We start from the raw sequence: 22,847 nt of genomic DNA on the forward strand, positions 1-22,847 counted from the left end.
ACCATGCTCGTCGACCGCGACCGTGCCCGCGACACGATCCACGCGCTGTCCGATCAGGATCTGGTCGAGCTGCTGGCAGAGGAGTTCTCCCGTCGGCCCAACCTGCGGCCGGTCCGCGACGACGTGACCGCGCTGATGGCGATGGGGCCGGCGCTGGCGCTGCAGCACGAGCGTGCCGTCGCCAACCCCGCCGCAGCCGCGGTGGCACGCACCCGCATCGTGTCCTCCGCGCTCCGATCGCTCGTCGACGAGCACGAGATGTTCGACTCCACCACCGTCAGCCGAGCCCTCGGCAAGTCGGCCACCAGCCGCAACACCGCCAGCCGCCTGGCGGCGGCGGGCACCGTCATCGCACTGCCCGCGTCCGGGCACAATCTCTTCCCTGCCTTCCAGTTCGACGCCGAACGCCGCGAGGTGCGCCCGATCGTCGCCGAGATCAACCGGATGATCGGCGCCAAGGACGATCCATGGGGCACCGCGTCGTGGTGGCTGTCCCCCACCGCCTTCGCCGACGACCCGCGCTCCCCTGCCGAGCTCGCCGTCGCGGGCGGGCACGAGCAGGATCTGCGGGACATGGCCGACGACCTGATCCACGGCTGAGCATCGCGTGATCTACCCGGATCCGCCGGCGCTGCTGCCACCCGCCCTGATCACCACGCTTCCCGCCGACACGTCGGTGTGGCGCATTCACAGCGCCGTGCGCGGCGCCGCCGACCTCAACCCCACCCCACGACCACGCCCGCGTGCCGGCGGCAGGTTCGACAGTCTCGACGGCTCCTACGCCTACCTGTATCTGGGGGACAGTCCCGCAGCCGCGGTCGCGGAGACGCTGTGCCGGAACCTGCCGGTCGACCAGTCCCCCAGACTGATTCCGCGGGTGCAGATCCGGGGACGCGTACTGAGCGAACTGCGAACCACCCGCCCGGTGCGGGTGGCCGACCTGACCGGCACCGGGTCGGCGCGCCTGAACGCGGGCGTCTGGCTCACCACGTGCGACCCGTCCGGCTACCTCCACACCCGGCGCTGGGCCGCAGCCGTCCTGGCCGCCAATCCCGGCATCGACGGCCTGCAATACCGGCCCCGGCACGACGAGAACAACCTCGCCTGGATGCTCGCCGGCTCCCCCGGCACCATCGCGCACCCCGCGGTCACGGCGGTCGGCGGCGTCGTTCCGCTCGATTCGGCGGACGGGCACTACCTTCTCGGGGCGCTGCTCACCGTACACAACGCGGCGTTGGCTCCCTAATCACGCCCGCCCGGGACGGTTGGCGTGCAACACTCTTCGGGTGTCGTCGACGCGAGTCCGCCGGATCCTGCACGCTCCCCGCGAGCGGGTCTACCGTGCCCTGACCGATCCAACCGCGATCGCGACGTGGCGGGTGCCGGCCGAAATGAGCGCACAGGTACACGAGTTCGATGCCCGTGCCGGTGGCAGGTTCCGGATCTCGCTCACGTACGACTCCCCCGACCGGTCCGGCAAGACCACCGCCCACACCGACACCTACCACGGGCACTTCGCCGAGATCGTGCCCGGCAAGCGGGTGGTCGAGATCCTCGAGTTCGAAACCGACAACCCCTCCGTGCGTGGCGAGATGACGCTGTCGATCACACTGCGCGACAACGACAGTGACACCGAGTTGATCGCCGTGCACGACGACCTGCCGCCCGGCGTCGACCCGGCCGACAACGAGTTGGGTTGGGCCGAGGCGCTCGATCGGCTCGCCGGGCTCGTCGAACACGGGTGACGCCCGTGCCCGACATCGTTCAGTCCGGCAGCCCGCCTCCGTAACCACGGGCCGTCAGGCCGCCCGGCTGCAACGAACGGCCGATCGACCGCGCCGCAGCGCGCACCATCTGGGACAGTGCAGTCGTCTGCGCGGTCTCGGCGTTGACGACTATCGCGAGGGCGGCCGTGGCCACACCCGGGCGTCCGAAGATCGGTGCGGCGATCGACAGCGCCTCCATCGTGACCTGACGGTCACTGATCGCCAGTTCCCGCTTGCGAACCTCCGCGAGTGTTCGACGCAGCTCGTCCGCGGAGGTGATGGTCTTCTCGGTGAACCGTTCGAGCGGTCTCGACAGCACCTCCTCCTGCACCATGACCGGCGCGAAGGCCAACAGCGCGAGTCCGATGCTCGATGCGTGGATCGGGAATCGTCCTCCGACCCGGGTTCGGACAGGAACGGCGCGCTTGCCGCCGATTCGTTCGAGGAAGATGATCTCGGAACCCTCGCGTACCCCCAGCTGAACGTTCTCCTGCGTGATCTGCGACAGGTCCTCCATCACCGGCATGGCGAGCTCGCGCAGCATGGTGCCGCGGGGCGCGAGCGACGCGACCTCCCACAGCCGCAGCCCGATCCGGTACCGGCCCGAACCGTCCCGTTCGAGCGCGCCCCACCCGGTCAGGTCCGCGGCCAGCCGGTGCACGGTGGTGAGTGGGAAGCCCGTCAGGCGGGACATCTCACTGAGCGTCAGAACGGGCTGGTCCGGAGAGAAGACCTCGAGCAGGTTCAGTGCCCGCACGGTGACGGAACCGGTTGGGCCCCGGCGACTCCCGACCACGGACATGTCCAACACCCCACTCAAGGCCTTCATCGACTCAGACGGGATGCACCCGCACCGGAATGCTAGCCCAGCCCTTGAGGGTGTTGTTCAGCCTCGGGACGGCGGCGGCCGTCGGCTCGATCCGGCGTACCCGGCGTGCCAGGGCAGTCAGGATCGTCTCGGCCTCGAGCCGCGCGATGGGCTGTCCGACGCACTGGTGAATGCCCATTCCGAAGGCGACGTGGCCGCTCGCGGCGCGCTGGATGTCGAACTCCTCTGACCGGTCGCCCCAGTGCCGCTCGTCGCGGTTTCCGGATCCGAGGAACAGCAGCACCTTCTGGCCTTCCGCGATCCGGTGACCGGCGAACTCGGTGTCCGCGGCGGTGGTCCGGAAGAACGTCTGCACAGGGGACTCGAAGCGCAGCGCCTCGTCGAACGCGAACTTCGCCAGGTTGGGCCGTTCGTGCAGGATGCTCCACTGGGCGGGGTGCGCGGCCAGCGCGTGCAGGGCGTTCCCGATACCGAACACCGTGGTGTCCACACCCGCGGTGAGCAGCGAGCGCACCAGCATCGGCGCCTGAGCATGTGTGATCTCGCCGCGGTCGGCGGCTGCCCAGATCTGCGCACCGAATCCCGTGACCGACAGGTTGGCACGCTCGCAGCTCTCCGAGATCCACGCCTGGATCGGCTCGGCGGTCTCGAGCGCCCTCGTCACCCGGTCGTTGCGGGGGCCGAAAGCGTTGAAGGCCATCGCGCCGTACGGGAGAAGATTCTCGCGGCCCTCGGCGCGCACACCCACCGCGTCCGGGAACACCTGCAGAGGGAACACCTCGGCCAGGTCGGTGACCGCATCGAACTCGCCACGACGTACCAACGCGTCCACGAGCAGATCCGCCTGCTGCTGGAGGTGGTCTCGCAGTTGGCGGACCGATCGCGGCGACAGGATCGCATTCATCGCCGCCCGCACCGAGGTGTGGTCCGGCGGGTCGGCCTCGAGCAGCAAACTCGGTGTCCGCCAGGGTGTCTCGTGCTGGAAGTCACTCAGCCCGACGCCCCGGCCGGAAACGAACGTGCGCCAGTCGGTGAGCGCGGCGTGCACATCCGTGTAGCGGCCCATCGCGAGGACGTCGTATCGGGGCAGGCGCACGACCGGCCCGGCGGCTCGCAGCCTGGCATGGAATTCGTACGGATCCGCCAGGGTCGCATCGTCGAACGGGTCGTCGTCGAGACCGGGCAGGTCCACCCGCACGGTCGAGGTCTCGGTGGTCATGTGTCCGCTCTCCTCACAGGTCCAGAATCAGGCGCGGGCACGCTGCTCGCGAAACGCAGATCATCATCGTGTCGTCGGCCGCTCGTTCCTCGTCGGTCAGCAACGAATCCCGGTGGTCGACGACGCCGCCGAGCACCGACGTCTCGCAGGTCCCGCACGTACCCTCCTGGCAGGAGGACAGCACTTGAACTCCCGCCGCGGTGACCGCCTCGAGGATCGAGGTACCGGGTGGCACGGTCACGGTCGTGCCGCTGAGCGCGAGCTCCACCTCGAACGTCTCGTCGAGGACCGGGGCGCCGAGTTCCCTTGCCGCGAAACGCTCGACGTGCAGCGTTCCGGCGGGCCACTGCTCACACCTCTCGGCGACCGCATCCAGGAGGCCGGCTGGACCGCAGCAGTACACGAGGGTGTCCGGAAGCGGTGTACCGAGGATCGCCGAGAGGTCGGGCCGCCCGGAGACGTCCTGCGCGCACACCTCGACGCTGTCCGGGTAGAGCGTCGTCAGCTCGTCGACGAACGCCATCGAGCCACGACGGCGGCCGCCGTACGTGAGCGTCCAGTCGGATCCCGCGGCGTGCGCGGCAGCGACCATCGGCAGCATCGGGGTGATTCCGATGCCGCCGGCGATGAAGATGTACCGCGGCGCGTCGCGTAGTTCGAAGTTGTTCCGGGGACCGCGGACCCGGACCGAGTCACCCACATCGAGCTTGTCGTGCACGTACTGTGACCCACCGCGGCCGTCCGGCTCTCGGAGCACCGCGATCCTCCAACAGCCGGGGTCGGAGGGATCGCCGCACAGGGAGTACTGCCGCACGAGGTCCGGCTGCAATACGACATCGATGTGCGAGCCCGGAGTCCATTGCGGCAGCGCAACCCCCGCTGGGTGGCGTAGTTCGAGGACGGCGACGCCGTCGACGACGTCGCTCTTGCGATGCACTTCGAGGTCGGCCTCGAATTCGTGTGACCGGACTGTCATGAGTTCACCAACACTCTCGGAGGGATGTAGGGGGTCGCTGTCTCGTTGGTCCCGGAGCCGGTCGTGTGGCCGGTCGGGTGGCCGAGCAACCAGTTCCACAGCTCGATCGGATCGTCGGCGACCCTGGTGGCGCCGCAGTGACACGTGCCTTCGAGGCTGTCGGATCCCGGCACCCAGACGATTCGTACGACGTTGCGGCCCTTCGGCCTTACGGCGGGTTCGGTGGCCATCGATGCGCTCTCGTCAGCCGACCGGGACGGATCGAGAGGGCCGCTTCACCATCTGCTCGAGCATCCTGCGCGCGGCCAGCGCACCGGCGTCGATGTTGATGCTCAGTTCCTGATAACCCGAGGGTTCGCCCGCGATCACCGTCTCGAGCAGATCGAGGGCGACCACGTCCTGGAGCACCACGGTGCGGTTGTTCTCCCGCAGGAAGTCGGTCACGTCCTGATCATCGAGCGCGAAATCTCTCGCCACCGACCAGAAGTCGTGCGTCGAGTGTTCGGTTTCGGGGGTGATGGCGTAGACCACCTCGACGTGGAAGGCCTGGCTGTCGGGACCCTCCTCGGGCGGCATCACACCGACGGGGGCAATACGACTGTGCAACAGGTACAGACATGGTGGGGTGTACTCGACGTCCTGCCATCGGGTGATGCGCCCTTCGATGCCGGTCGACTCGGCGTAGAACGGGGGGCACTCCGCATCGTCCATGTGCCGGCTCATGCAGATGACGCCCGCATCCTCGTCCACCTCGGTGCTGATCGGTGTCGCCGCGACCTCGGGTGTACCGATGTATCCGCCGTGCAGATAGGTCTCGTGGGACAGGTCCATCAGGTTGTCCACCAGGAGGCCGTATCGCGCCCGCAGCGGCTCCATGCCTCGCACGACCGCGTAGTCGGGGCTGTCCAGCCATGGGGCACGGGGAATCTCGGCCGAATCGGGCTCCGTCGGATCGTGCGGGTCCAGGATCCAGATCCACACGAAAGAGTCCTGCTCGACGACGGTGAAGCTCTTCAAGCGCGCAGTACGCGGGATCCGACTCTGGCCGGGCACCGCCACGCAGCCCCCGTCACGGCCGTAGGTGAATCCGTGGTAACCGCAGACCACCGTGTCGCCCTCGAGGCGACTCGGCGCCTGGGACAGCGGAAACCTGCGGTGCACGCAGCGATCCGACATCGCGGTGACTTCTCCGGATTCGGTGCGCCAGAACAGGATCGGCTCACCGCAGATGGTTCGGGCGAACAACTCGCGCCCCACCTCCGAACCGTAGGCCGCCACGTACCACTGGTTTCGGGCTATCGATGTCATCGTGTGCTCCCAACTGGGCGGCGCGTCTCGCGCACCTCGACTTCGGGTGGGGCCGGCAGGCCCGGTGACTGCATCCACTGTCACGGAACCGGTATGACCGAGACCACTCGACTTCCGGATATCGGAAGACTGTGTGCCGTCTTCCGATATCCGGAATGGGGGTGGAATCGAGACGAGGCGATCCGCAAATGTTCTGCCGAGTGATCCGGCTCACATCACATCACTCGATCAAGGGACCGAACATGAGTATTGATCTGCGGGAGCGCATCGATTCCAGTCCGATGTCGCGATTCCAATGGGGCGCGGTGGCGATCTGCGTCCTGCTCAACGTCCTCGACGGCTTCGACGTGCTGGTGATGGCCTTCACCGCACAGTCGGTATCCCAGGAATGGGGACTATCAGGCTCCGAGGTCGGACTACTCCTGAGCGCCGGACTGTTCGGAATGGCGGGCGGATCACTGCTACTCGCGCCCTGGGCCGACACGATCGGCCGACGCCGGATGATCCTGCTCTGCCTGGCCATCGCCAGCGCCGGGATGACCCTGTCGGCGCTGAGCCCCAACGCCCTCGCACTGGGCCTCCTCCGCGCGCTGACCGGAGTCGGAATCGGCGGAATCCTGGCCAGCAGCAACGTCATTGCGAGCGAGTACGCGTCGTCCCGCTGGCGCGGACTCGCGGTGAGCCTGAACTCGACCGGCTACGCGATCGGCGCCACGTCGGGCGGCATCATCGCCGTGGTGCTGCAGAACAGTTTCGGGTGGCGCTCCGTTTTCCTCTTCGGCGGCGTCTGCACCGCGGCCATCATTCCCGTGGTGTTCCTGCGACTGCCCGAGTCACTCGACTTTCTGCTGACCCGGCGGCCGGCCAACGCACTCGCGCGCATCAACAAGTTCGCCGCGCGAATCGGGCAGCCGCAACTGTCCGAGCTTCCGGACCCGACCGAGGACGGCACTTCGCCGACCGAGTCGGCCGGCAAACTGCGGCAACTGTTCTCGCCTGAACTGCTTCGTCCCACCCTGCTGATCTGGTTCGCGTTCTTCATGATCATGTTCGGCTTCTACTTCGTCACCAGTTGGACGCCGAAACTGCTGGTGGCCGCGGGACTTTCCGCGAACCAGGGGATCACCGGCGGCGTGCTGCTCAACCTCGGCGGAATCTTCGGGGCCACCTTGCTCGGCGCCCTGTCCGCCAGGTTCGCGCTGCGATCGGTCCTGTCCGCCTACATGGTGATCGCAGGTGTTCTCCTGGTCGTCTTCGTGCCCGCCACCAGCTCCATCGTGGTCGGATTCACGCTCGGAGCCCTCATCGGGGTCTTCGTGAACGGCTGCGTCGCCGGGCTGTACGCGATCACCCCGTCGGTGTACGGACCGTCCGTCCGAGCGACCGGCGTCGGCTGGGGAATCGGCGTGGGACGGATCGGCGCCATCGTCTCGCCCATCGTCGCAGGCAAGCTGTTGGATCTGGACTGGACGCCCACACAGCTGTACATCCTCGTCGCCGGCGCGTTTATCCTCGGAGCGATCGCGGTCAGCAGACTGCAGTCCGAATCGAAGAAGACGACACCCGCACCGGTGGAGCCGTCCCCCGCGGGGATGCTGTCGGGCGAGCCCGCCTGACCGCGCACCCCCAGGGGACGAGCGCCGGCGTCAGTCACCGCCCGGGGCGCTGAGCGCCGGGAACCAGATGTCGGTGAGGACCTCCGCCGCCTGTTCGCGGGGAACCTCGATCGTCCCCTGGAGGGCCCATCGGGTGAAGAACCGTTCGAGCTGCGCGACCAGTAGTTCGATACGCAACCGGGCCTCGTCCTGCCGGTCCTGCGGCCAGCGCGCCAGGTACTGCGTCATCGAGTTGGGCAGGGCGAGGATCCCGTCACGGGACGTCTCGCGGAACGAGGGTTCCAGGGCGACCGCCTCGTCCCACGCGGGCAGGATGTCCTTGCACTCGTCGAACCAGTCGATGGCCCGGTTCACCCAGGCCGTGAACTCGGCGCGGGATCCGGTCTCGAGCACCCGATCGAGGTCCTCGTAGAACGCGAAGACACTCGGCACCATCTTCTCCGCACTGATGGCTCGCAGGATCTCCACCTTGCCGGGAAAATGCAGGTAGAAGGTGGCGCGGCTGCAGCCGACCGCAGCGGCGATGTCGTCGACGGTGACCGCCGCGTAGCCGCGCGCGCAGAACAACTCCCGAGCACACTCCATGAGCTTGGTCCGGGTCCACCGCTTCTGTTCTTCTCGCAGACTTCCGCGCCGGCTCTTGATCTCGTCCGCAGCAACTCCCACGCCCTAGACGATGGCGCACCCGGACGGGCGCAGGCAAGTCGAATCGCCGCTCGAAGGACGGATCGTCATTCACTTGACACATCGTCAGTCAATCAGAAAGTATGACGCACATCACTATAGATGTGCGCCGGTGTCGAGCACGGCGACGATCCTTGCCCGCATCGAAAGGAACTACCCGTGACCAAGTCTGTCGACCCGCAGGCCTACATCGCGTCCGTCATGGCCGGACTGACGGGCCCGGGCGGGCCGTTCGAACTCCACGAGGAGGATGTCCTCGGCGCCCGCATGCCGGTGATGAAGAACCGCGATCGGTCCCTGGGCGACGCCCTGGCGGCCTCGATCGCATTCGGCGACCGCGACTACCTGGTCACCGAGGACCGCCGGATGAGCTACGCCGAGCACGGTGCCGCCGCGGCGGCACTGGCCCGCGCCCTGCGGGAGCGGTACGGCGTCGACAAGGGCGACCGTGTCGGCATCCTCGCCGCCAACACTCCCGAGTGGGTCCTGTCGTTCTGGGCGGCGCAGGCGCTCGGCGCGATCGCGGTGGGCTTCAATGCGTGGTGGACGACGCGCGAGATCGAGTACGGGGTCGGCCACGCCCAGCCGTCGGTACTGATCGTCGACGCGAAGCGCGCCGCGCTCCTCGACGGGCTCGACCTGGACGTCCCCGTCCTCACGATGGAGGACGACCTGCCGAGGCTGATCGCCGAGTTCGCGGGCGCCGACCTGCCGGACACGACCGTTCTCGAGGACGATCCGGCGGTGATCCTCTACACCAGCGGCACCAGCGGCCGCCCGAAGGGCGCGGTGCACTCGCACCGGAACCTGTTGGCCGTCATCGGCTATCACCGTTACAGCGACGGCCTCGTCGCGGCCTTCACGGGCGGTGACCCGAGCTCCGATGCGCCGAGCGATCTGCGCTACCTGCTCACGTCGCCGCTGTTCCACATCGCCAGCCTGCACAACCTCGTCGTCCCGCGTCTGGGCACGGGCAGCGCCGTGGTGATCTATCAGGGCTCGTTCGACGCGGACCGGGTGCTGCGTCTGATCGAGCGCGAGAAGGTGACCAACTGGGGCGCGGTCCCCACCATGGCGGGTCGCCTGCTCGAACACGACGATGTGACTCGCTACGACCTGTCGTCGCTGACCTCGTTCGCGCTCGCCTCGGCTCCGTCGTCGCCGGGTTTCCAGCAGCGCCTGCGGGAGAAGCTGCCGTTCGCCCGCAACGCACTGGTCGACAGCTACGGGCTCACCGAGTGCAGTACCGCGATCTCGGTTGCGACGCCGATGGATCTGCAGGCGTTCCCCGGCACGCTCGGCCGGCCGATCATCGGTGTCAGCGTGGAGATCCGCGACCCGTTCGGCGAGCCGGTGCCCGACGGGACCGAGGGCGAGATCTGCGCGCGCAGCCCGTACGTGATGCTCGGCTACTGGAACGACGACGCGGCCACCTCCGCGGCCATCCGTCCCGGACGCTGGCTGCACACCGGCGACTTCGGGGTGATCGAGAACGGGATGGTTCGGCTCACCGGACGCCGCTCCGATCTGATCCTGCGCGGCGGAGAGAACGTCTACCCGGTGGAGATCGAGCAGTGCCTCGACGAGCATCCGGCGGTCGCGGAGTCCGCGGTGGTGGGAGTCGACCACCCCGACCTGGGGCAGGAGGTCGGCGCGATCGTGGTCGTCCGGCCCGGGATGGAGGTGACCGAGGACGAATTGCGGGAGTTCGCGTCCGAGCGTCTCGCGTACTTCAAGGTGCCCACCCGATGGAAGATCACCACCGATTCGTTGCCGCGCAACGCGACCGGAAAGACGATCCGCACACGAATCGCTCTGTGAGCGAACACGTTCCCCGCTCCCAGCGGTGAGAGAGGCAAGATCCCGATGAGTTACGACGCGATCGTCAAGAACGGCCGGTGGTTCGATGGCACCGGCGCCCCGTCCGCAACCCGACACCTCGGTATCCGAGACGGCCGGGTGGCCACAGTCTCGGCCGCCGCGCTCGACGAGACCGACTGCCCGCGGGTGATCGACGCGGCCGGCAAGTGGGTGATCCCGGGCATGCTCGACATCCACACGCACTACGACGTCGAGGTCCTGCTGCGTCCCCAACTGGACGAGTCGGTGCGGCACGGCGTCACCACCGTGTTCGTGGGCTCGTGCTCGCTGTCGACGGTCCATGTCGGGCCGTCGGACGCCGGTGACCTGTTCGGCCGGGTCGAGGCGATCCCCCGTCGCCACGTCGTCGACGGGCTCGAGGAGCGCAAGACGTGGAACTCGGCACGCGAGTACGTCGACGCGCTCGAATCGCTGCCGCTGGGAGCAAACGTCGCGGCGTTCATCGGCCACTCCGACATGCGGGCGGCGCTGATGGGCCTGGACCGGGCCACTCGCAAGGAGATCAAGCCCACCGCGTCCGAACTCGCCGCGATGGAGCAGCAGTTGACCGAGGCGCTCGACGCCGGCTTCGTCGGGATGTCCTCGCAGCAGCTGATGTTCGACAAGCTCGACGGCGAGGTGTGCCGGTCCCGCACGCTGCCGTCGACGTACGCGACCGCCAAGGAGCGCCGCCGACTCAACGCGATCCTGCGACGCCGCCGCCGGGCGCTGCAGGGCGGCCCGGATGTGGCCCGCCCGCAGAGCATGGTGGTGATGGCACTCAGCAGCCTCGGCATCTTCCGCAAGCCGCTCAAGACGAGCCTGCTATCGGCCGCCGACGTCAAGGCGATCCCCGGTGTGGTGAAGGTCTTTCCGCTGATGGCGAAGGTCATCAACGGCCTGGGCGGCGACTTCCGTTGGCAGCACCTGCCGGTCCCGTTCGAGGTGTACTCCGACGGCATCGACCTGCCGGTGTTCGAGGAATTCGGTTCCGGCGCGGCGGCCCTGCACCTGTCGAACCAGATCGACGCGCGCCGCGATCTGCTGGCCGACGAGAACTATCGCCGGCGCTTCCGCAAGGACTACGACAAGAAGTACGGGCCCCGGGTGTGGCACCGCGACTTCTTCGACGCCGAGATCGTCGAGTGCCCGGACGAATCGGTCATCGGGAAGACGTTCGGTCAGGTCGGGGAGGATCGCGGCGGCGTGCATCCCGTCGACGCGTTCCTCGACCTGGTGGTCGAGTACGGACCGAAGGTCCGCTGGCGGACCACGATCTCGAACCACCGCCCCGAGGTGCTGAACACGCTCGCCGCCGATCCCGGTGTGCAGCTGGGCTTCTCCGATGCAGGCGCGCACCTGCGGAACATGGCGTTCTACAACTTCGGACTGCGCTTCCTGCGACGCGTGCGCGACGCCGAGCGGGCGGGTACGCCGTTCCTGTCGGTGGAGCAGGCGGTGCATCGGGTCACCGGTGAGCTCGCCGACTGGTACGGCCTCGACGCGGGGCACCTCAGGGAGGGCGACCGCGCCGACCTGGTGGTCGTCGACCCCGAGCATCTCGACGCCTCGCTCGACACGTACGCCGAGTGCCCGATCCCCGAGTACGACAACCTCTCCCGGATGGTGAACCGCAACGACGACACCGTCTCGGCCGTCTTCGTCGGCGGCGAATACGTCTTCGGCGACGGGCAGCCCGCGTCTACCCTGGGCAGCGCACGGACCGGGAGGTTCCTCGAGGCTCGGTGACGAGCCACCTCGGGACGTCGACGTGCTCGGCGGCCGCCGGGCACGCGATCCGTCGTATAGTCGCGACCATGACCCCCGGGCTGGACGTAACCACCGTCGACGGCGTCGTTCGTGGCCGACGGGTCGGCGATCTGCTGGCCTGGCGCGGTATCCCCTACGCCGATCCACCCGCCGGCCCGCTGCGTCTGCGGGCACCGCAACCGGTGGAGCCGTGGACCGGCGTCCGCGACGCCACCGCATTCGGCAACGCCGCACCGCAGCACCGGATGGGCACCGCCCTGCGACCGGGCAAGTACCAGCCGATGTCCGAGGACTGCCTCACGCTCAACGTGCTCGCCCCGGCCGCGCCCAACTCGACGCCGCGGCCCGTCATGGTGTTCGTCCACGGCGGCGCCTTCACGATGGGCACCACGGCCTTGGGGATCTACCACGGGGACCGTCTGGTGCGCCGGGGCGACGTGGTGTTCGTGTCGGTCAACTACCGGCTCGGCTCGCTGGGATACCTCGACTTCAGCGAGTTCTCCACGCCCGCGCGGCCGTTCGACGCCAATCTCGGCCTGCGCGACCAGGTGGCCGCGCTGGAGTGGGTGCAGCGCAACATCGCCGCCTTCGGGGGCGATCCCGAGAACGTCACGCTGTTCGGCGAATCCGCCGGCGCCACCTCGGTGACCACGCTGATGGCGACGCCGGCCGCCCGTGGACTGTTCGCCCGCGCCATCGCCCAGAGTTCCGCACCCGTCCTCGTGAACGACGCACTGCGGGCGCGACGCTGGGCCCGGGAGTTCGTGTCGCTGCTCGGATCGAACGCAGACGACCCTGCGGCGGCCGCCCGCGCCCTGGACGACGCCACCTCGGCAGAACTCGGCAAGGCGGGGCATCGGCTGGGTGCCAAGGTGCTCGCCGAGACTCCCGGCCTGCACCCTTTCGGGCCGACCGTCGACGGCGACTTCCTGCCCGTGGCGCCACTGCAGGCATTCACTGACGGCACCGCGCACCGAGTACCGCTGATCATCGGGACCAACGCCCGCGAGGGCACCCTCTTCCCGAAGTTCCTCGACGGTCTGCCCACCGACGAGGCACGCATCGACGCGATGTTCGAGCTCACCGATCCGGAGGCCCGGGCGCGCGTCGTCGGCGCATACGCCGGCTACCCGGATCCGGCAGCGGCGATCGATCTGGGCGGCGATCTGACGTTCTGGAGGCCGTCGGTCCAGATCGCCGAGGCTCACTCCGTCCATGCCCCCACCTACAGCTACCGTTTCGACTTCGCGCCGCGCCTCATGCACTGGCTCGACCTCGGCGCCACACACGCGTTCGAGATGTTCGCGGTGTTCGGTTACGGCGACTCCGCCGCCGGACGTGCGCTCACCGCCCCCGGTGGTCGACGCGGACTGCGCGTGGTCACCGACCGGGTCCAGGAGCACTGGATCTCCTTCGCCTGCAACGGAATCCCTGCGCCGTGGTGGCCACGGTACGACACCGACATGCGCCGTACCCTCATCCTCGACGTCCCCACCCGCATCGAACGCGATCCGGACCGGGAACGCCGGCTCGCGTGGGCCGACTATCGCGGATACCTCGACGAGGACCGGGACCGACACCCTGCCGAACCCGAGCACCGGGCATGACCGGGATCGACCTCGAGGTCGAGGCCACCCTCCAGGAAGGCGTGGTCCGTGGGCGTCGACTTCCGGATCTGTTGTCGTGGAGGGGAATTCCGTACGCTGCACCGCCGGTGGGAGCGCTCCGGCTGCGCGCTCCGGAACCAGTACAGCCGTGGGCCGGCGTCCGCGACGCCACCGAGTTCGGTCCCTCCGCGCCGCAGCAGCGCAGACAGGGCGACGAGAACTGCCTGACCATCAACGTGCTGAGGTCGGCCGACCCGAGCAACGTCGCCAGGCCGGTCATGGTGTTCATCCACGGCGGCGCACACACGGCCGGGACCTCGTCGGCGCCGCTGTACAGTGGCGCCTCGCTGGTCCGCCGCGGCGACGTCGTGTTCGTCTCGTTGAACTACCGGCTCGGCGCCCTCGGCTACCTGGACTTCTCCGAGTTCTCCACGCCCGAACGACCATTCGATACCAATCTCGGCCTGCGCGACCAGGTTGCCGCACTGCAGTGGGTGCAGCGCAACATCGCCGCGTTGGGGGGCGACCCCGCCAACGTGACACTGTTCGGCGAGTCCGCCGGCGCCGACGCGGTCGTCACCCTGATGTGCACGCCCGCCGCGAAGGGCCTGTTCGCGCGCGCCATCGCCCAGAGCCCGCCCCCGGCCACCTCGAACGGCCGGGAACTGGCGGCGCTGTGGGCTCGCGAGTTCCTCGACATCGCGGGCGTCTGCGGGTCCGACGTGACCGAGTACCTGACCACAGCCGCACCCGAACTCCTCGTGCAGGCGGCCACCACGCTCAGTACCCGTGGGGCCGACGAGGTGCCCGGCACCCGTCCGTTCGCTGCGGTCGCCGACGGTGACCTGTTGCCGGAGCACCCACTGAATGCGTTCGAGGCGGGAACCGAACACCAGGTGCCACTGTTGATCGGCACCAACGCGCACGAGGGGCGGATCTTCCCGCGCTTCCTCGACATCCTTCCCACGAACCGGGATCGGATCGAGAAGATGTTCGAAGACACCGATCCCGCGATCAAGGCTCGCGCGATCGGCGCGTATCCCGGATATCCCGGCCGGCGGGCCGCCGCGGATCTCGGCGGCGACGTTGTCTTCTGGGAGCCGTCGGTGCGCTGCGCACACGCGCACACCCGCCACAGCGACACCTACATGTACCGGTACGACTTCGCGCCTCGCCTCCTGCGCCTGACCGGCCTGGGGGCGACGCACGCGACGGAACTGTTCGCGGTGTTCGGCGCGCGGGGGCCCGCGGCGCGCACCCTCACGTCGCTCGGCGGCCGCCGCGACCTGCGCGTCGTCACCGACACGATGCAGAGCCACTGGCTCCGCTTCGCGCGCGGTGGGCGACCGCTCGGGACGTGGCCGCGCTACTCGCTGGAGCGCCGTGACACCCTGATCATCGACGCGGAGTCCCGCGTGGAGACCGATCCGCTGCGCACCCGCCGCGAGGCCTGGCTCGGATACCGGCACCGTCACTGAATCCCCCGTGAGCTACGGTTGCGAACTGCAACCAAATCTCAGGCTGTGGGAGACCTCGATGTCCGTGCTCGACAGGCGTCTGGGCGGCGACGGATGGGCCGCCCAGCTCACCAGGTTTGCCCTGGTGGGCGGATCCAGCAATGTGCTGTACGCGCTGTCGTTCCTCGTTCTCGACGCCTACGGGACGCTGCTGGCGAACGCCGTCGGTGTCGCGACCAGCACGGTGCTGGCCAACGAGCTGCATCGACGCCGCACCTTCCGCGCCGCCGACCGGGTGCCCTGGTTCGCCGCACAGTGGGAGGGCGGCGCGCTGGCCCTGCTGGGCCTGCTCATCAGTTCCCTGGCCCTGGCGCTGCTGCACTTCTTCTTCCCCGACGTCGGCGGCCTGGTGTCGATCGCGCTGGTGATCGCCGTGAGCGGCGTCGTCGGCGGGCTCCGGTTCATCGCACTGCGCGGCTGGGTGTTCGGCCGCCGGCAGCCGCTACTTCAGCAGTCGTGACATCCGCCGGTCGGCGAGGATCTTGCCGCCGGTCTGGCATGTGGGGCAGTACTGGAACGACCGCTCCGCGTACGACACCTCGCGTACCGTGTCGCCGCACACCGGGCACGGCATTCCCGTTCGCGCATGCACCGTCATCCCGGCCCGCTTCTCGCCCTTGAGCCGGGCCGCCTCCTGCCCCACCGAGCGCGCCGCGGCGTCGGACAGTTCCGACCGCATCGCGTCGTACAGCGCGTCGACCTCGTCGGACGTCAGTTTCGACGCCGTCGCGAACGGCGACAGCCGGGCGGCATGCAGGATCTCGTCGGAGTACGCGTTCCCGATTCCCGCGAGCAGGGACTGGTCCACCAGCGCGGTCTTGATCCGGGCCGACGTCCCGGCGAGCAGTGCCCCGAACTCTGGACGGGCCACCTCGAGCGCGTCGGGTCCGAGGCGGGCGATGCCCGGCACCTGATGCGGGTCGGTCACCACCCACACCGCGAGCCGCTTCTTGGTACCGGCCTCGGTGAGGTCGAAGGCCGGCGTCGCGCCGTCGGGGGTGAAGAAGTGCACCCGCAGCGCCAGCGGGCCCTTCCCCGGCTTCGGCGGCGCCGTGCTGGGGTTGTCGGCCCAGCGCAACCAGCCACCGCGGGACAGGTGCGTGATCAGCCACAGCCCGTCGCAGTCCATCGCGAGGTGCTTGCCGAACCGCCGCGCCCCGGTGACGTCACGGCCCTGCAGCGCCGTGATCGGCGGATCGAACGTCTTGAGCACGCTCAGCGCGGCGACGTCGACGCGACCGACCACCGCCCCCACGGCATGGTCACGCAGGAACTGGGCCAGGGCCTCCACCTCGGGCAGTTCGGGCATGCGCTCAGCGTAGGCGCCGGCGCCGACAGCCGGGCGGGGTCAGACAGGTTCGTTGAGCGGCCCGACGTCGACCACGGAACCGAGCAAGCCCGTCAGGATGAGCACGATGTTGCTGCGCAAGGTGGACTCCGCAACCGGGTCGAGGATCTCCGCCAGGCTCGGTATCCCGAGGTCGAATCGGGTCTCGAAGCGGATCAGCACACCGTCACGATCCGGCTCCGGGTCGAGCTGCCAGGACCCTTCCATCGTCAGGAAGTCCCCGCTGAGTTGGGCGAATTCGATGCGGCGGGCGATCGGGTCGAGCACGTCCCGCTCGGTCCAGCGCAATGTGCCCTTGCGGAACCGGACCAGCCAACTGGAGATGACCGACCCGTCCGCCTGCGCGGGTTCGAGTTCGAGGGCGAGGACGGTTTCCGTCAGTTCGGGGTAGCGGGCGAAGTCGCTGATCCGGGCGTAGGCCGCTTCGGGCTGCACGTGCTCGGCGCGGATCTGCATGACTACGTGGCGCATGAGAACTCCAAAGGATCGTGTTCAGGTGAGGGTCAGGTCCTCGAGGGCTTCGGCGAGGGCTCGGAGGAAGAGTTCGACCTCGTCCGTGGTCAGGATCGCCGGCGGGGTGAAGCGCAGCACGTTGGCCGCATTCAGTGAGTGGTTGGCCAGGACGTCACGTTCCAGAAGGTTCAGGAACAGTTCCCCGACCAGGCCGCTCGAGGCCATCTCGAGGCCCAGCAACAGCCCGCGGCCACGCACCTGGGCCACGCGGCCGCCGCCGTACCGGGCCACAGCCGTCCGGATGCCCGCGAGGAGGTGCTCGCCGAGCATTGCTGCGCGAGCCGTGAGGTCCTCGTCGCGGATCACGCCGATGGCGGCACGGGCGGCCGCACACACCGCCGGCGACCCCGCGAACGTGGAGGTGTGCAGGTAGGGGTCCCGGGCGAAGGGCTCGTAGGACTCCCGCGTGGCCACCACCGCGGCAATCGGCATCACGCCCCCGGAGAGGCCCTTGCCGACCAACATCATGTCGGGCACCACGCCGTCGGCGTCCACTCCCCACCAGCGACCCAGCCGACCGAGACCGGTCTGGACCTCGTCCACGATCAGCAACGCCTCGTAGCGGCGACACAATTCGGCGGCGTCGCGCAGGTAGCCCGGGGGCGGCACGTTCACGCCGCCCTCCCCCTGCACCGGTTCGACGATGAAGCAGCCGTGGCCGCCGGTTGCGCGTAACGCCACCTCCAGCTCGGCCGGATCGCCGAAGGCGACCTCCATGATGTGCGGAAGCAACGGTCGGAAGGGCTGCTGCAGCACGCCGTTCGCCGTGACGCTCAGCGCGCCGAGCGTCTTGCCGTGGAACCCCGCGCGGGTTGTGATCACAGCCGTCTTGCCTTGCGCGCGAGCCAACTTCAGCGCGCACTCGGTGGCTTCCGCACCGGAGTTGACGAAGTGCACCAGGTCCAGATCACCGGGGGTGATCTCGGCCAGGGCGGCGGCGGCACCGGCACTGACGGGGTCCAAGAACACCCGGGAGGCCATCGGGTGCCGCCGAACCTGATCGCACACCGCCTCCACGACTGCCGGGTGACGATGCCCCAGCAGATAGACGCCGTAGCCACCGAAGTCCAGGACCCGACGGCCGTCCGCGACCGTGATCCAGGCACCCGACGACTCGACCTCGACCAGGTCACCGATCAACCGCCCGAGCGCCGCCCGGCCGCTGCCGAAGTGCCTCCGGTATCGGTCGGTCAGCACATCGGAATCGAGCAGCATGCCGGTGCTCATCGGACTGCGCTTTCGACCGCCGGCGGCTCCGCCGGCAACAGCTTCTTGACCTGGGCCCAGTAGATCAGCGAGCGCCTGAGCGCCTCGGTGAGGGCGTCCTTGGTGGCCCGATCACCGAATCCCAGCCTGTCCAGGTCACTGGGCATGGCATCGCTGGACTGGAACACCCACACGGACTCGAGGAAGTCGATGAACATCCGTCGTCGTCCGTCCGAGATCAGGTCGTCCAACAGCGGCAACAACAACCGGTCGACGGACTCGAAGGGCATGAACCGTGGCCGCACCGCGCCGATCCAGGCGAGCCGGGACACGTACTCGCACAGCTCGGCGATATCGGTGAACGTGAGTGCTTGATCTCCCGCGGTCAGCCAGTACTCGCCCTCGGTCACGTCCTCACGAATAAGTTTGCCGACGGCCTCGACGACGATGTCCAGGGGAACTGTGTCGACCAGGGATTCGATCTCCCCCGGGACCACCGGGAGATTGCCCCTGACCGCGTTACCCAACATGCGGTGCAACCCTTGGAAGGCGGCCATTCGACCGTCACGGGAGTCTCCGGTCACCACCGACGGCCGGAGGATGACGGCCGGAACCGAACCGGCGCGGATCAACTCCTCCGCCTCCGTCTTGGATTCCAGGTAGGCGGCCAGTCCGGCGAAACGCTCGTCGGCCGGGGCCTGACGAATCACGAAGGCCGTACTCAGGTAGTAGAGCGGGGCGTCGGCGTCGGCCGCCACACGCAGCATGGACGCGGGACCCTGGACGTTGACCGCCCGGAGGCGCTCCGGATCCACGTTCCATTTGGTGACCGCTGCTCCGTGCAGCACGACATCGACCCGGTTCACCAGAGCGGCGTAGTCCGCGGCCGGCAAGCCCAGCGTGGGGTGCGTGAAATCACCGGCGAACTCGCTGACCCGTGGGTCGTCGATCGGGCGTCTGCCGCGCAGACACACGATGTCGAAGTCCTCGGCCATCGCGTCGAGCACGGCCCTGCCGATGACTCCGGAGCCACCGGTGAGCAGCAGAGTTCGCTTGCTCCGGGTCATCGGGAATCAGGGGCGAAGACCCCACCCTTCGGGCCGTGACGGGAAGCGTGATCGAACTGTTCGATCTTCATGTCGGCACCCCTTCGATGCGTTTCGATTTCTTCGATAGTTCCAGTGAATTACGCTGCGCAGCAACGTTATCCGGCGCTACGCGATGGCCAGCGGGTTCCCGGCGAAGTAACCCAGCAACGGGCCGGCCATCTTGGCTCGGGCCGGCGGATGGAAGCCCAGTCCGTTGACCGCGGCCGCGAGGTAGCCGATCCGATCCGAGGTGATGAAATTTATCCCGCCGAGCAGCTCAACTGCCCGGGGCACGGCGGCCGCGATCGCATCCTGCACGGCGTACCGCACCAGGAGCGCGTCCACGAGCAGTTGCCGGCTGTTCAGCTCGTCGGTCATCCGGCGGGCGATGTTCTCCACCGACGCCATCGCACCTTCCAACGTGACGACCAGTCGGAGCCGGTCGGATTCGCTGACCCGGTCCGAACCGAGCGCCAACTCCACCAGGGCGCTGGCGGCTCCGACGTAGGAACCGGTGATGAGCAGTTCGAACCACAGGAAGGCGGCATTCTGGATGTCGTCGAGTTGTTCGCCCTCGCTCACCGACGTGGTTACGACGAGATCCGACGGAACCAGCACGTCGTCGATGGTGACCTGATCGCTTTCGGCACCGGCCAGCGCGAAACTGGACCAGAACGAGCTGACCGAGACGCCGTCGTCCTTCGCTGGGATGAGCGCGACCGCGAGCTGTTCTCCCGGGCCGTCCGGCCGAGGGAGCATGACGCTGGCGGTCAGCAGATCCATGGAGCGCGACAGGCTGCATGGCTTCTTGACCCCGCTCAGCCGGACGCCGTCAGGTGTGGGGGTGGCGGTCATGGTCGGCTTCAGGATCTGCCCGTCCGGGCGCCCTTCCGCGAAGCCGGATGCGAGCAGCAGACTGTCGGCGGCGATGGCCTGCAGCAGCATCCAGTCCATACCGGTGTTCGTCTCACTCACCGCGACGAGGCTCGCCACCGAGAAGTGGTGCATCGTGGTGGCGACCGCCAGCGACGGTGACCGCGAGCCGATCGCGCGCTGCACCCGGACGGCCTCGAGGGGACTTGCCCCGATGCCGCCCAGATCGGCGGGCACGAGGAGGCCCGGCCCACCGGCCTCCCGGAACACCGCGGTGCCGGGGCTGCCCCGCCGTTCCAGGTCGCCCGGCGGTATCGCCGTCAGCGCCTCGTCCAGACCGGGCAGACTGCGCTGCAGCACGCCGCGGTCAGTTTCGAGAAACCTCATATCTCCTCCACCGCCGTCCAGGTGTAGGGCTCGGAGCGAGGGTGACGCTCCAAGGTCGGATGTCCAAATCTCCCGGTTTCCAACCTCGTCCGACGGCGTCCCGCTGAACAGCAACCCGAGGGTGGACCCACACACTCGTAGGGGTGAGGAAATCCCACCCTGGGGTGGGCGGGCCTGTCAGCGACGGATCAGGTAGATGTCCATGATCCAGCCCTTGCGCTCGCGCAGTTCGGCGCGCACGCGGACGATCTCGTCCTCCACCTCGCGCAGCTTGCCGGAGATCAGCACCTCGTCGGGCAGACCGAGGTACGCACCCCACCAGATCTCCACCTCGTTGCCGGGGTCCGGGACGTGGGTGAAGCTGCAGTCCGCGTCGAGCATCACGACTGCGGTCCCGGCGCCGTCGGGCAGACCCTCGCGCAGCCGGCGTCCGGTGGTGACATGGACGGGCTCGCCGATCCGGTTGAGCACGATGCGGTGCTGCGCGGCCAGCGACTGGATGCTCGTGACGCCGGGGATCACGGTGTACTCGAACCGCACGTTGCCGCGCGCCAGGACGCGTTCGACGATCCGCAGCGTGCTGTCGTACAGCGACGGATCGCCCCACACCAGGATCGCGCCGACGCCGTCCTCGGCCGCGAACTTCTCCTCGAACACCTCGGCGCGGCGGTCGTGCCAGTCGTCGACGACGCCGGCGTAGTCGGACGGGGTCCGGTCCCGCGGCGGGTCGACGATGTCGACGATCCGGTACTCGCGCTCCATGTGCTCGGCCAGGATCGTGGTGCGCAGGTCTACCAGCTCCTGCTTCTCGTCGCCCTTGCCGATGACGAAGAACACGCCGGCCCGGTTCATGGCCTTCACGGCCTGGATCGTCACCTGGTCGGGGTCGCCGGCACCGATGCCGATCACGAGAAGCTCACGCATGCGGGGCACGCTACCGCTCGGGGGTCGATGCCCGAGTCGCCGACTAGACTGTCCGCCGTGCACTCCCCGTATGAAGATCTGCTCCGACTGGTCATGGACACCGGCGCCACCAAGGCTGACCGCACCGGCACCGGTACGCGCAGTGTCTTCGGGCACCAGATGCGCTGGGACCTCGGCGAGGGCTTCCCGCTCATCACCACCAAGAAGGTGCACCTCAAGTCCATCGTGTACGAGCTGCTGTGGTTCCTGCGCGGCGAGTCCAACGTCAAGTGGCTGCAGGAACACGGCGTCAGCATCTGGGACGAGTGGGCCGACGCAGACGGCGAGCTGGGCCCGGTCTACGGCGTGCAGTGGCGGTCGTGGCCCACCCCGTCGGGCGAGCACATCGACCAGATCACCAAGGTGATCGAGACGCTGAAGACCAATCCGGATTCGCGCCGCATCATCGTCTCGGCGTGGAACGTCGCGGACCTCGACGCGATGGCGCTGCAGCCGTGCCACGCGTTCTTCCAGTTCTACGTCGCCGACGGCAAGCTCAGCTGCCAGCTGTACCAGCGCAGTGCCGACCTGTTCCTCGGCGTGCCGTTCAACATCGCCAGCTACGCGCTGCTCACCCACATGGTGGCGCAGCAGACGGGGCTCGAGGTGGGCGACTTCATCTGGACCGGCGGCGACTGCCACATCTACGACAACCACGTCGACCAGGTCACCGAGCAGCTCTCCCGGGAGCCGCTCCCCTACCCGACGCTGAAGCTGAACAAGCGCGACTCGATCTTCGACTACACCTTCGAGGACGTCGAGATCGTCGACTACCGCCACCACCCCGCGATCAAGGCGCCGGTGGCGATCTGATGATCGGCCTGATCTGGGGCCAGACCACCGCGGGCGTGATCGGCCGGGACAACACGATCCCGTGGCGCGTCCCCGAGGACATGGCCCATTTCAAGGACACCACCATGGGTCACCCCGTGGTGATGGGCCGGCTCACGTGGGACTCGCTCCCGCCGAAGTTCCGCCCCCTGCCGGGCCGCCGGAACATCGTCGTCACCCGTCAGAGCGGCTGGACCACGGCCGGCGCCGAGACCGCGAACGGCATCGAAGAGGCCCTCGCGCTCGTGGGCGACACCGCCTGGGTCGTGGGCGGTACGCAGATCTACACCGCGGCAATGCCGTTCGCGGACCTGCTGTCGGTGACCGAGATCGACGCGGACATCGAGGGCGACGCCTTCGCGCCCGAGATCGGCGACGAGTGGGTCGTCGGCGACACCGGAGACTGGCACATCTCGGAGAAGTCCGGTCTGCGCTACCGATTCCTCACGTACGTCCGCGGCTGACGGGCCACTCCCGGACGGTGGC

The 22,847-nt window shown here is 68.5% G+C and carries 22 protein-coding genes; 11 read left to right on the forward strand and 11 right to left on the reverse strand.

The genetic code is table 11. The features are described 5' to 3' along the window. Positions 1 to 3: 3 nt before the first annotated feature. From J2X34_RS09180 to J2X34_RS09190, 3 genes are read left to right on the forward strand one after another with little or no spacing between them, the layout of a single operon-like run. Positions 4 to 600, forward strand: coding sequence for a hypothetical protein (locus J2X34_RS09180; protein ID WP_174908735.1), 597 nt, complete (start codon positions 4 to 6; stop codon positions 598 to 600). A gap of 7 nt (positions 601 to 607) precedes the next feature. Further along, positions 608 to 1,246 (forward strand): RES family NAD+ phosphorylase, encoded by a 639-nt coding sequence (locus J2X34_RS09185; protein WP_429516718.1) that lies wholly within the window; start codon positions 608 to 610, stop codon positions 1,244 to 1,246. A gap of 40 nt (positions 1,247 to 1,286) precedes the next feature. Further along, positions 1,287 to 1,745: an SRPBCC family protein gene (locus tag J2X34_RS09190; protein ID WP_429516720.1), complete on the forward strand. Its 459-nt coding sequence runs from the start codon at positions 1,287 to 1,289 to the stop codon at positions 1,743 to 1,745. Positions 1,746 to 1,764: 19 nt separating this feature from the next. Here J2X34_RS09190 and J2X34_RS09195 read toward each other — a convergent pair whose 3' ends face one another. From J2X34_RS09195 to J2X34_RS09210, 4 genes are all read right to left on the reverse strand, one after another. Further along, a complete protein-coding gene (locus tag J2X34_RS09195; protein WP_114718157.1) occupies positions 1,765 to 2,568 on the reverse strand; it encodes an IclR family transcriptional regulator in 804 nt (267 codons plus the stop codon). A gap of 31 nt (positions 2,569 to 2,599) precedes the next feature. Then, complete coding sequence (locus J2X34_RS09200) at positions 2,600 to 3,814, reverse strand: cytochrome P450 (RefSeq protein WP_429516723.1); 1,215 nt, start codon at positions 3,812 to 3,814, stop codon at positions 2,600 to 2,602. A gap of 13 nt (positions 3,815 to 3,827) precedes the next feature. Next, complete coding sequence (locus J2X34_RS09205; protein ID WP_429516725.1) at positions 3,828 to 4,790, reverse strand: PDR/VanB family oxidoreductase; 963 nt, start codon at positions 4,788 to 4,790, stop codon at positions 3,828 to 3,830. A gap of 243 nt (positions 4,791 to 5,033) precedes the next feature. After that, positions 5,034 to 6,098, reverse strand: coding sequence for an aromatic ring-hydroxylating dioxygenase subunit alpha (locus J2X34_RS09210; RefSeq protein WP_429516727.1), 1,065 nt, complete (start codon positions 6,096 to 6,098; stop codon positions 5,034 to 5,036). 242 nt (positions 6,099 to 6,340) lie between these two features. On the opposite strand from J2X34_RS09210, the gene J2X34_RS09215 reads away from it, so the two are divergent. After that, positions 6,341 to 7,714, forward strand: a complete 1,374-nt coding sequence (locus J2X34_RS09215; protein ID WP_429516729.1) for an MFS transporter — start codon at positions 6,341 to 6,343, stop codon at positions 7,712 to 7,714. A 30-nt stretch (positions 7,715 to 7,744) separates the two neighbouring features. On the opposite strand, the gene J2X34_RS09220 is transcribed toward J2X34_RS09215, so the two are convergent. Continuing rightward, positions 7,745 to 8,380: a TetR/AcrR family transcriptional regulator gene (locus J2X34_RS09220; protein ID WP_254622827.1), complete on the reverse strand. Its 636-nt coding sequence runs from the start codon at positions 8,378 to 8,380 to the stop codon at positions 7,745 to 7,747. Between the two features lie 177 nt (positions 8,381 to 8,557). Between J2X34_RS09220 and J2X34_RS09225 the strand changes: the two genes are divergently transcribed. The 5 genes from J2X34_RS09225 (at position 8,558) to J2X34_RS09245 (ending at position 15,612) form a co-directional block, all read left to right on the forward strand. Then, entirely contained in the window at positions 8,558 to 10,219 is a 1,662-nt protein-coding gene (locus tag J2X34_RS09225) for a class I adenylate-forming enzyme family protein (RefSeq protein ID WP_429516731.1), read from the forward strand. A 45-nt stretch (positions 10,220 to 10,264) separates the two neighbouring features. Next, positions 10,265 to 12,007 (forward strand): N-acyl-D-amino-acid deacylase family protein, encoded by a 1,743-nt coding sequence (locus tag J2X34_RS09230; RefSeq protein WP_429516733.1) that lies wholly within the window; start codon positions 10,265 to 10,267, stop codon positions 12,005 to 12,007. 68 nt (positions 12,008 to 12,075) lie between these two features. Then, positions 12,076 to 13,635: a carboxylesterase/lipase family protein gene (locus J2X34_RS09235; protein WP_429516735.1), complete on the forward strand. Its 1,560-nt coding sequence runs from the start codon at positions 12,076 to 12,078 to the stop codon at positions 13,633 to 13,635. Further along, complete coding sequence (locus J2X34_RS09240; protein WP_429516737.1) at positions 13,632 to 15,113, forward strand: carboxylesterase/lipase family protein; 1,482 nt, start codon at positions 13,632 to 13,634, stop codon at positions 15,111 to 15,113. The genes J2X34_RS09235 and J2X34_RS09240 overlap by 4 nt, the downstream gene beginning before the upstream one ends. Before the next feature lie 58 nt (positions 15,114 to 15,171). Beyond that, a complete protein-coding gene (locus tag J2X34_RS09245; RefSeq protein WP_114718528.1) occupies positions 15,172 to 15,612 on the forward strand; it encodes a GtrA family protein in 441 nt (146 codons plus the stop codon). Here J2X34_RS09245 and J2X34_RS09250 read toward each other — a convergent pair. The 6 genes from J2X34_RS09250 to cobF form a co-directional block, all read right to left on the reverse strand. Next, positions 15,595 to 16,461, reverse strand: a complete 867-nt coding sequence (locus J2X34_RS09250; protein WP_429516739.1) for an Fpg/Nei family DNA glycosylase — start codon at positions 16,459 to 16,461, stop codon at positions 15,595 to 15,597. The two genes, J2X34_RS09245 and J2X34_RS09250, sit on opposite strands and share 18 nt — an antisense overlap. A gap of 39 nt (positions 16,462 to 16,500) precedes the next feature. After that, the gene (locus tag J2X34_RS09255; RefSeq protein ID WP_429516741.1) at positions 16,501 to 16,971 is read right to left on the reverse strand and encodes an SRPBCC family protein; all 471 of its coding nucleotides are present in this window, start codon (positions 16,969 to 16,971) and stop codon (positions 16,501 to 16,503) included. A 21-nt stretch (positions 16,972 to 16,992) separates the two neighbouring features. Beyond that, on the reverse strand, positions 16,993 to 18,228 hold the full coding sequence (locus J2X34_RS09260) for an aspartate aminotransferase family protein (protein WP_429516743.1): 1,236 nt from the start codon (positions 18,226 to 18,228) through the stop codon (positions 16,993 to 16,995). An 8-nt stretch (positions 18,229 to 18,236) separates the two neighbouring features. Continuing rightward, positions 18,237 to 19,286 (reverse strand): SDR family oxidoreductase, encoded by a 1,050-nt coding sequence (locus tag J2X34_RS09265; RefSeq protein ID WP_114718145.1) that lies wholly within the window; start codon positions 19,284 to 19,286, stop codon positions 18,237 to 18,239. Between the two features lie 147 nt (positions 19,287 to 19,433). Next, on the reverse strand, positions 19,434 to 20,567 hold the full coding sequence (locus J2X34_RS09270) for an acyl-CoA dehydrogenase (RefSeq protein ID WP_429516745.1): 1,134 nt from the start codon (positions 20,565 to 20,567) through the stop codon (positions 19,434 to 19,436). 177 nt (positions 20,568 to 20,744) lie between these two features. After that, on the reverse strand, positions 20,745 to 21,491 hold the full coding sequence (gene cobF / locus J2X34_RS09275) for a precorrin-6A synthase (deacetylating) (RefSeq protein ID WP_114718143.1): 747 nt from the start codon (positions 21,489 to 21,491) through the stop codon (positions 20,745 to 20,747). A 27-nt stretch (positions 21,492 to 21,518) separates the two neighbouring features. On the opposite strand from cobF, the gene J2X34_RS09280 reads away from it, so the two are divergent. Next, a complete protein-coding gene (locus tag J2X34_RS09280; protein WP_114718142.1) occupies positions 21,519 to 22,343 on the forward strand; it encodes a thymidylate synthase in 825 nt (274 codons plus the stop codon). Beyond that, positions 22,343 to 22,825 (forward strand): dihydrofolate reductase, encoded by a 483-nt coding sequence (locus tag J2X34_RS09285; RefSeq protein WP_114718141.1) that lies wholly within the window; start codon positions 22,343 to 22,345, stop codon positions 22,823 to 22,825. The genes J2X34_RS09280 and J2X34_RS09285 overlap by 1 nt, the downstream gene beginning before the upstream one ends. The last annotated feature ends 22 nt before the right edge of the window (positions 22,826 to 22,847 follow it).

The organism is Rhodococcus sp. BE178, assembly GCF_050433545.1.
In the GTDB taxonomy this organism is placed as follows: domain Bacteria; phylum Actinomycetota; class Actinomycetes; order Mycobacteriales; family Mycobacteriaceae; genus Prescottella.

Coding starts and splice junctions, on each gene's coding strand:
- J2X34_RS09235 (WP_429516735.1), top strand. CDS start 12,076: ATGACCCCCGGGCTGGACGTAACCACCGTCGACGGCGTCGTTCGTGGC.
- J2X34_RS09255 (WP_429516741.1), bottom strand. CDS start 16,971: ATGCGCCACGTAGTCATGCAGATCCGCGCCGAGCACGTGCAGCCCGAA.
- J2X34_RS09215 (WP_429516729.1), top strand. CDS start 6,341: ATGAGTATTGATCTGCGGGAGCGCATCGATTCCAGTCCGATGTCGCGA.
- J2X34_RS09285 (WP_114718141.1), top strand. CDS start 22,343: ATGATCGGCCTGATCTGGGGCCAGACCACCGCGGGCGTGATCGGCCGG.
- J2X34_RS09205 (WP_429516725.1), bottom strand. CDS start 4,790: ATGACAGTCCGGTCACACGAATTCGAGGCCGACCTCGAAGTGCATCGC.
- J2X34_RS09195 (WP_114718157.1), bottom strand. CDS start 2,568: ATGTCCGTGGTCGGGAGTCGCCGGGGCCCAACCGGTTCCGTCACCGTG.
- J2X34_RS09180 (WP_174908735.1), top strand. CDS start 4: ATGCTCGTCGACCGCGACCGTGCCCGCGACACGATCCACGCGCTGTCC.
- J2X34_RS09200 (WP_429516723.1), bottom strand. CDS start 3,814: ATGACCACCGAGACCTCGACCGTGCGGGTGGACCTGCCCGGTCTCGAC.
- J2X34_RS09260 (WP_429516743.1), bottom strand. CDS start 18,228: ATGCTGCTCGATTCCGATGTGCTGACCGACCGATACCGGAGGCACTTC.
- cobF (WP_114718143.1), bottom strand. CDS start 21,491: ATGCGTGAGCTTCTCGTGATCGGCATCGGTGCCGGCGACCCCGACCAG.
- J2X34_RS09230 (WP_429516733.1), top strand. CDS start 10,265: ATGAGTTACGACGCGATCGTCAAGAACGGCCGGTGGTTCGATGGCACC.
- J2X34_RS09270 (WP_429516745.1), bottom strand. CDS start 20,567: ATGAGGTTTCTCGAAACTGACCGCGGCGTGCTGCAGCGCAGTCTGCCC.
- J2X34_RS09265 (WP_114718145.1), bottom strand. CDS start 19,286: ATGACCCGGAGCAAGCGAACTCTGCTGCTCACCGGTGGCTCCGGAGTC.
- J2X34_RS09210 (WP_429516727.1), bottom strand. CDS start 6,098: ATGACATCGATAGCCCGAAACCAGTGGTACGTGGCGGCCTACGGTTCG.
- J2X34_RS09245 (WP_114718528.1), top strand. CDS start 15,172: ATGTCCGTGCTCGACAGGCGTCTGGGCGGCGACGGATGGGCCGCCCAG.
- J2X34_RS09280 (WP_114718142.1), top strand. CDS start 21,519: ATGCCCGAGTCGCCGACTAGACTGTCCGCCGTGCACTCCCCGTATGAA.
- J2X34_RS09240 (WP_429516737.1), top strand. CDS start 13,632: ATGACCGGGATCGACCTCGAGGTCGAGGCCACCCTCCAGGAAGGCGTG.
- J2X34_RS09250 (WP_429516739.1), bottom strand. CDS start 16,461: ATGCCCGAACTGCCCGAGGTGGAGGCCCTGGCCCAGTTCCTGCGTGAC.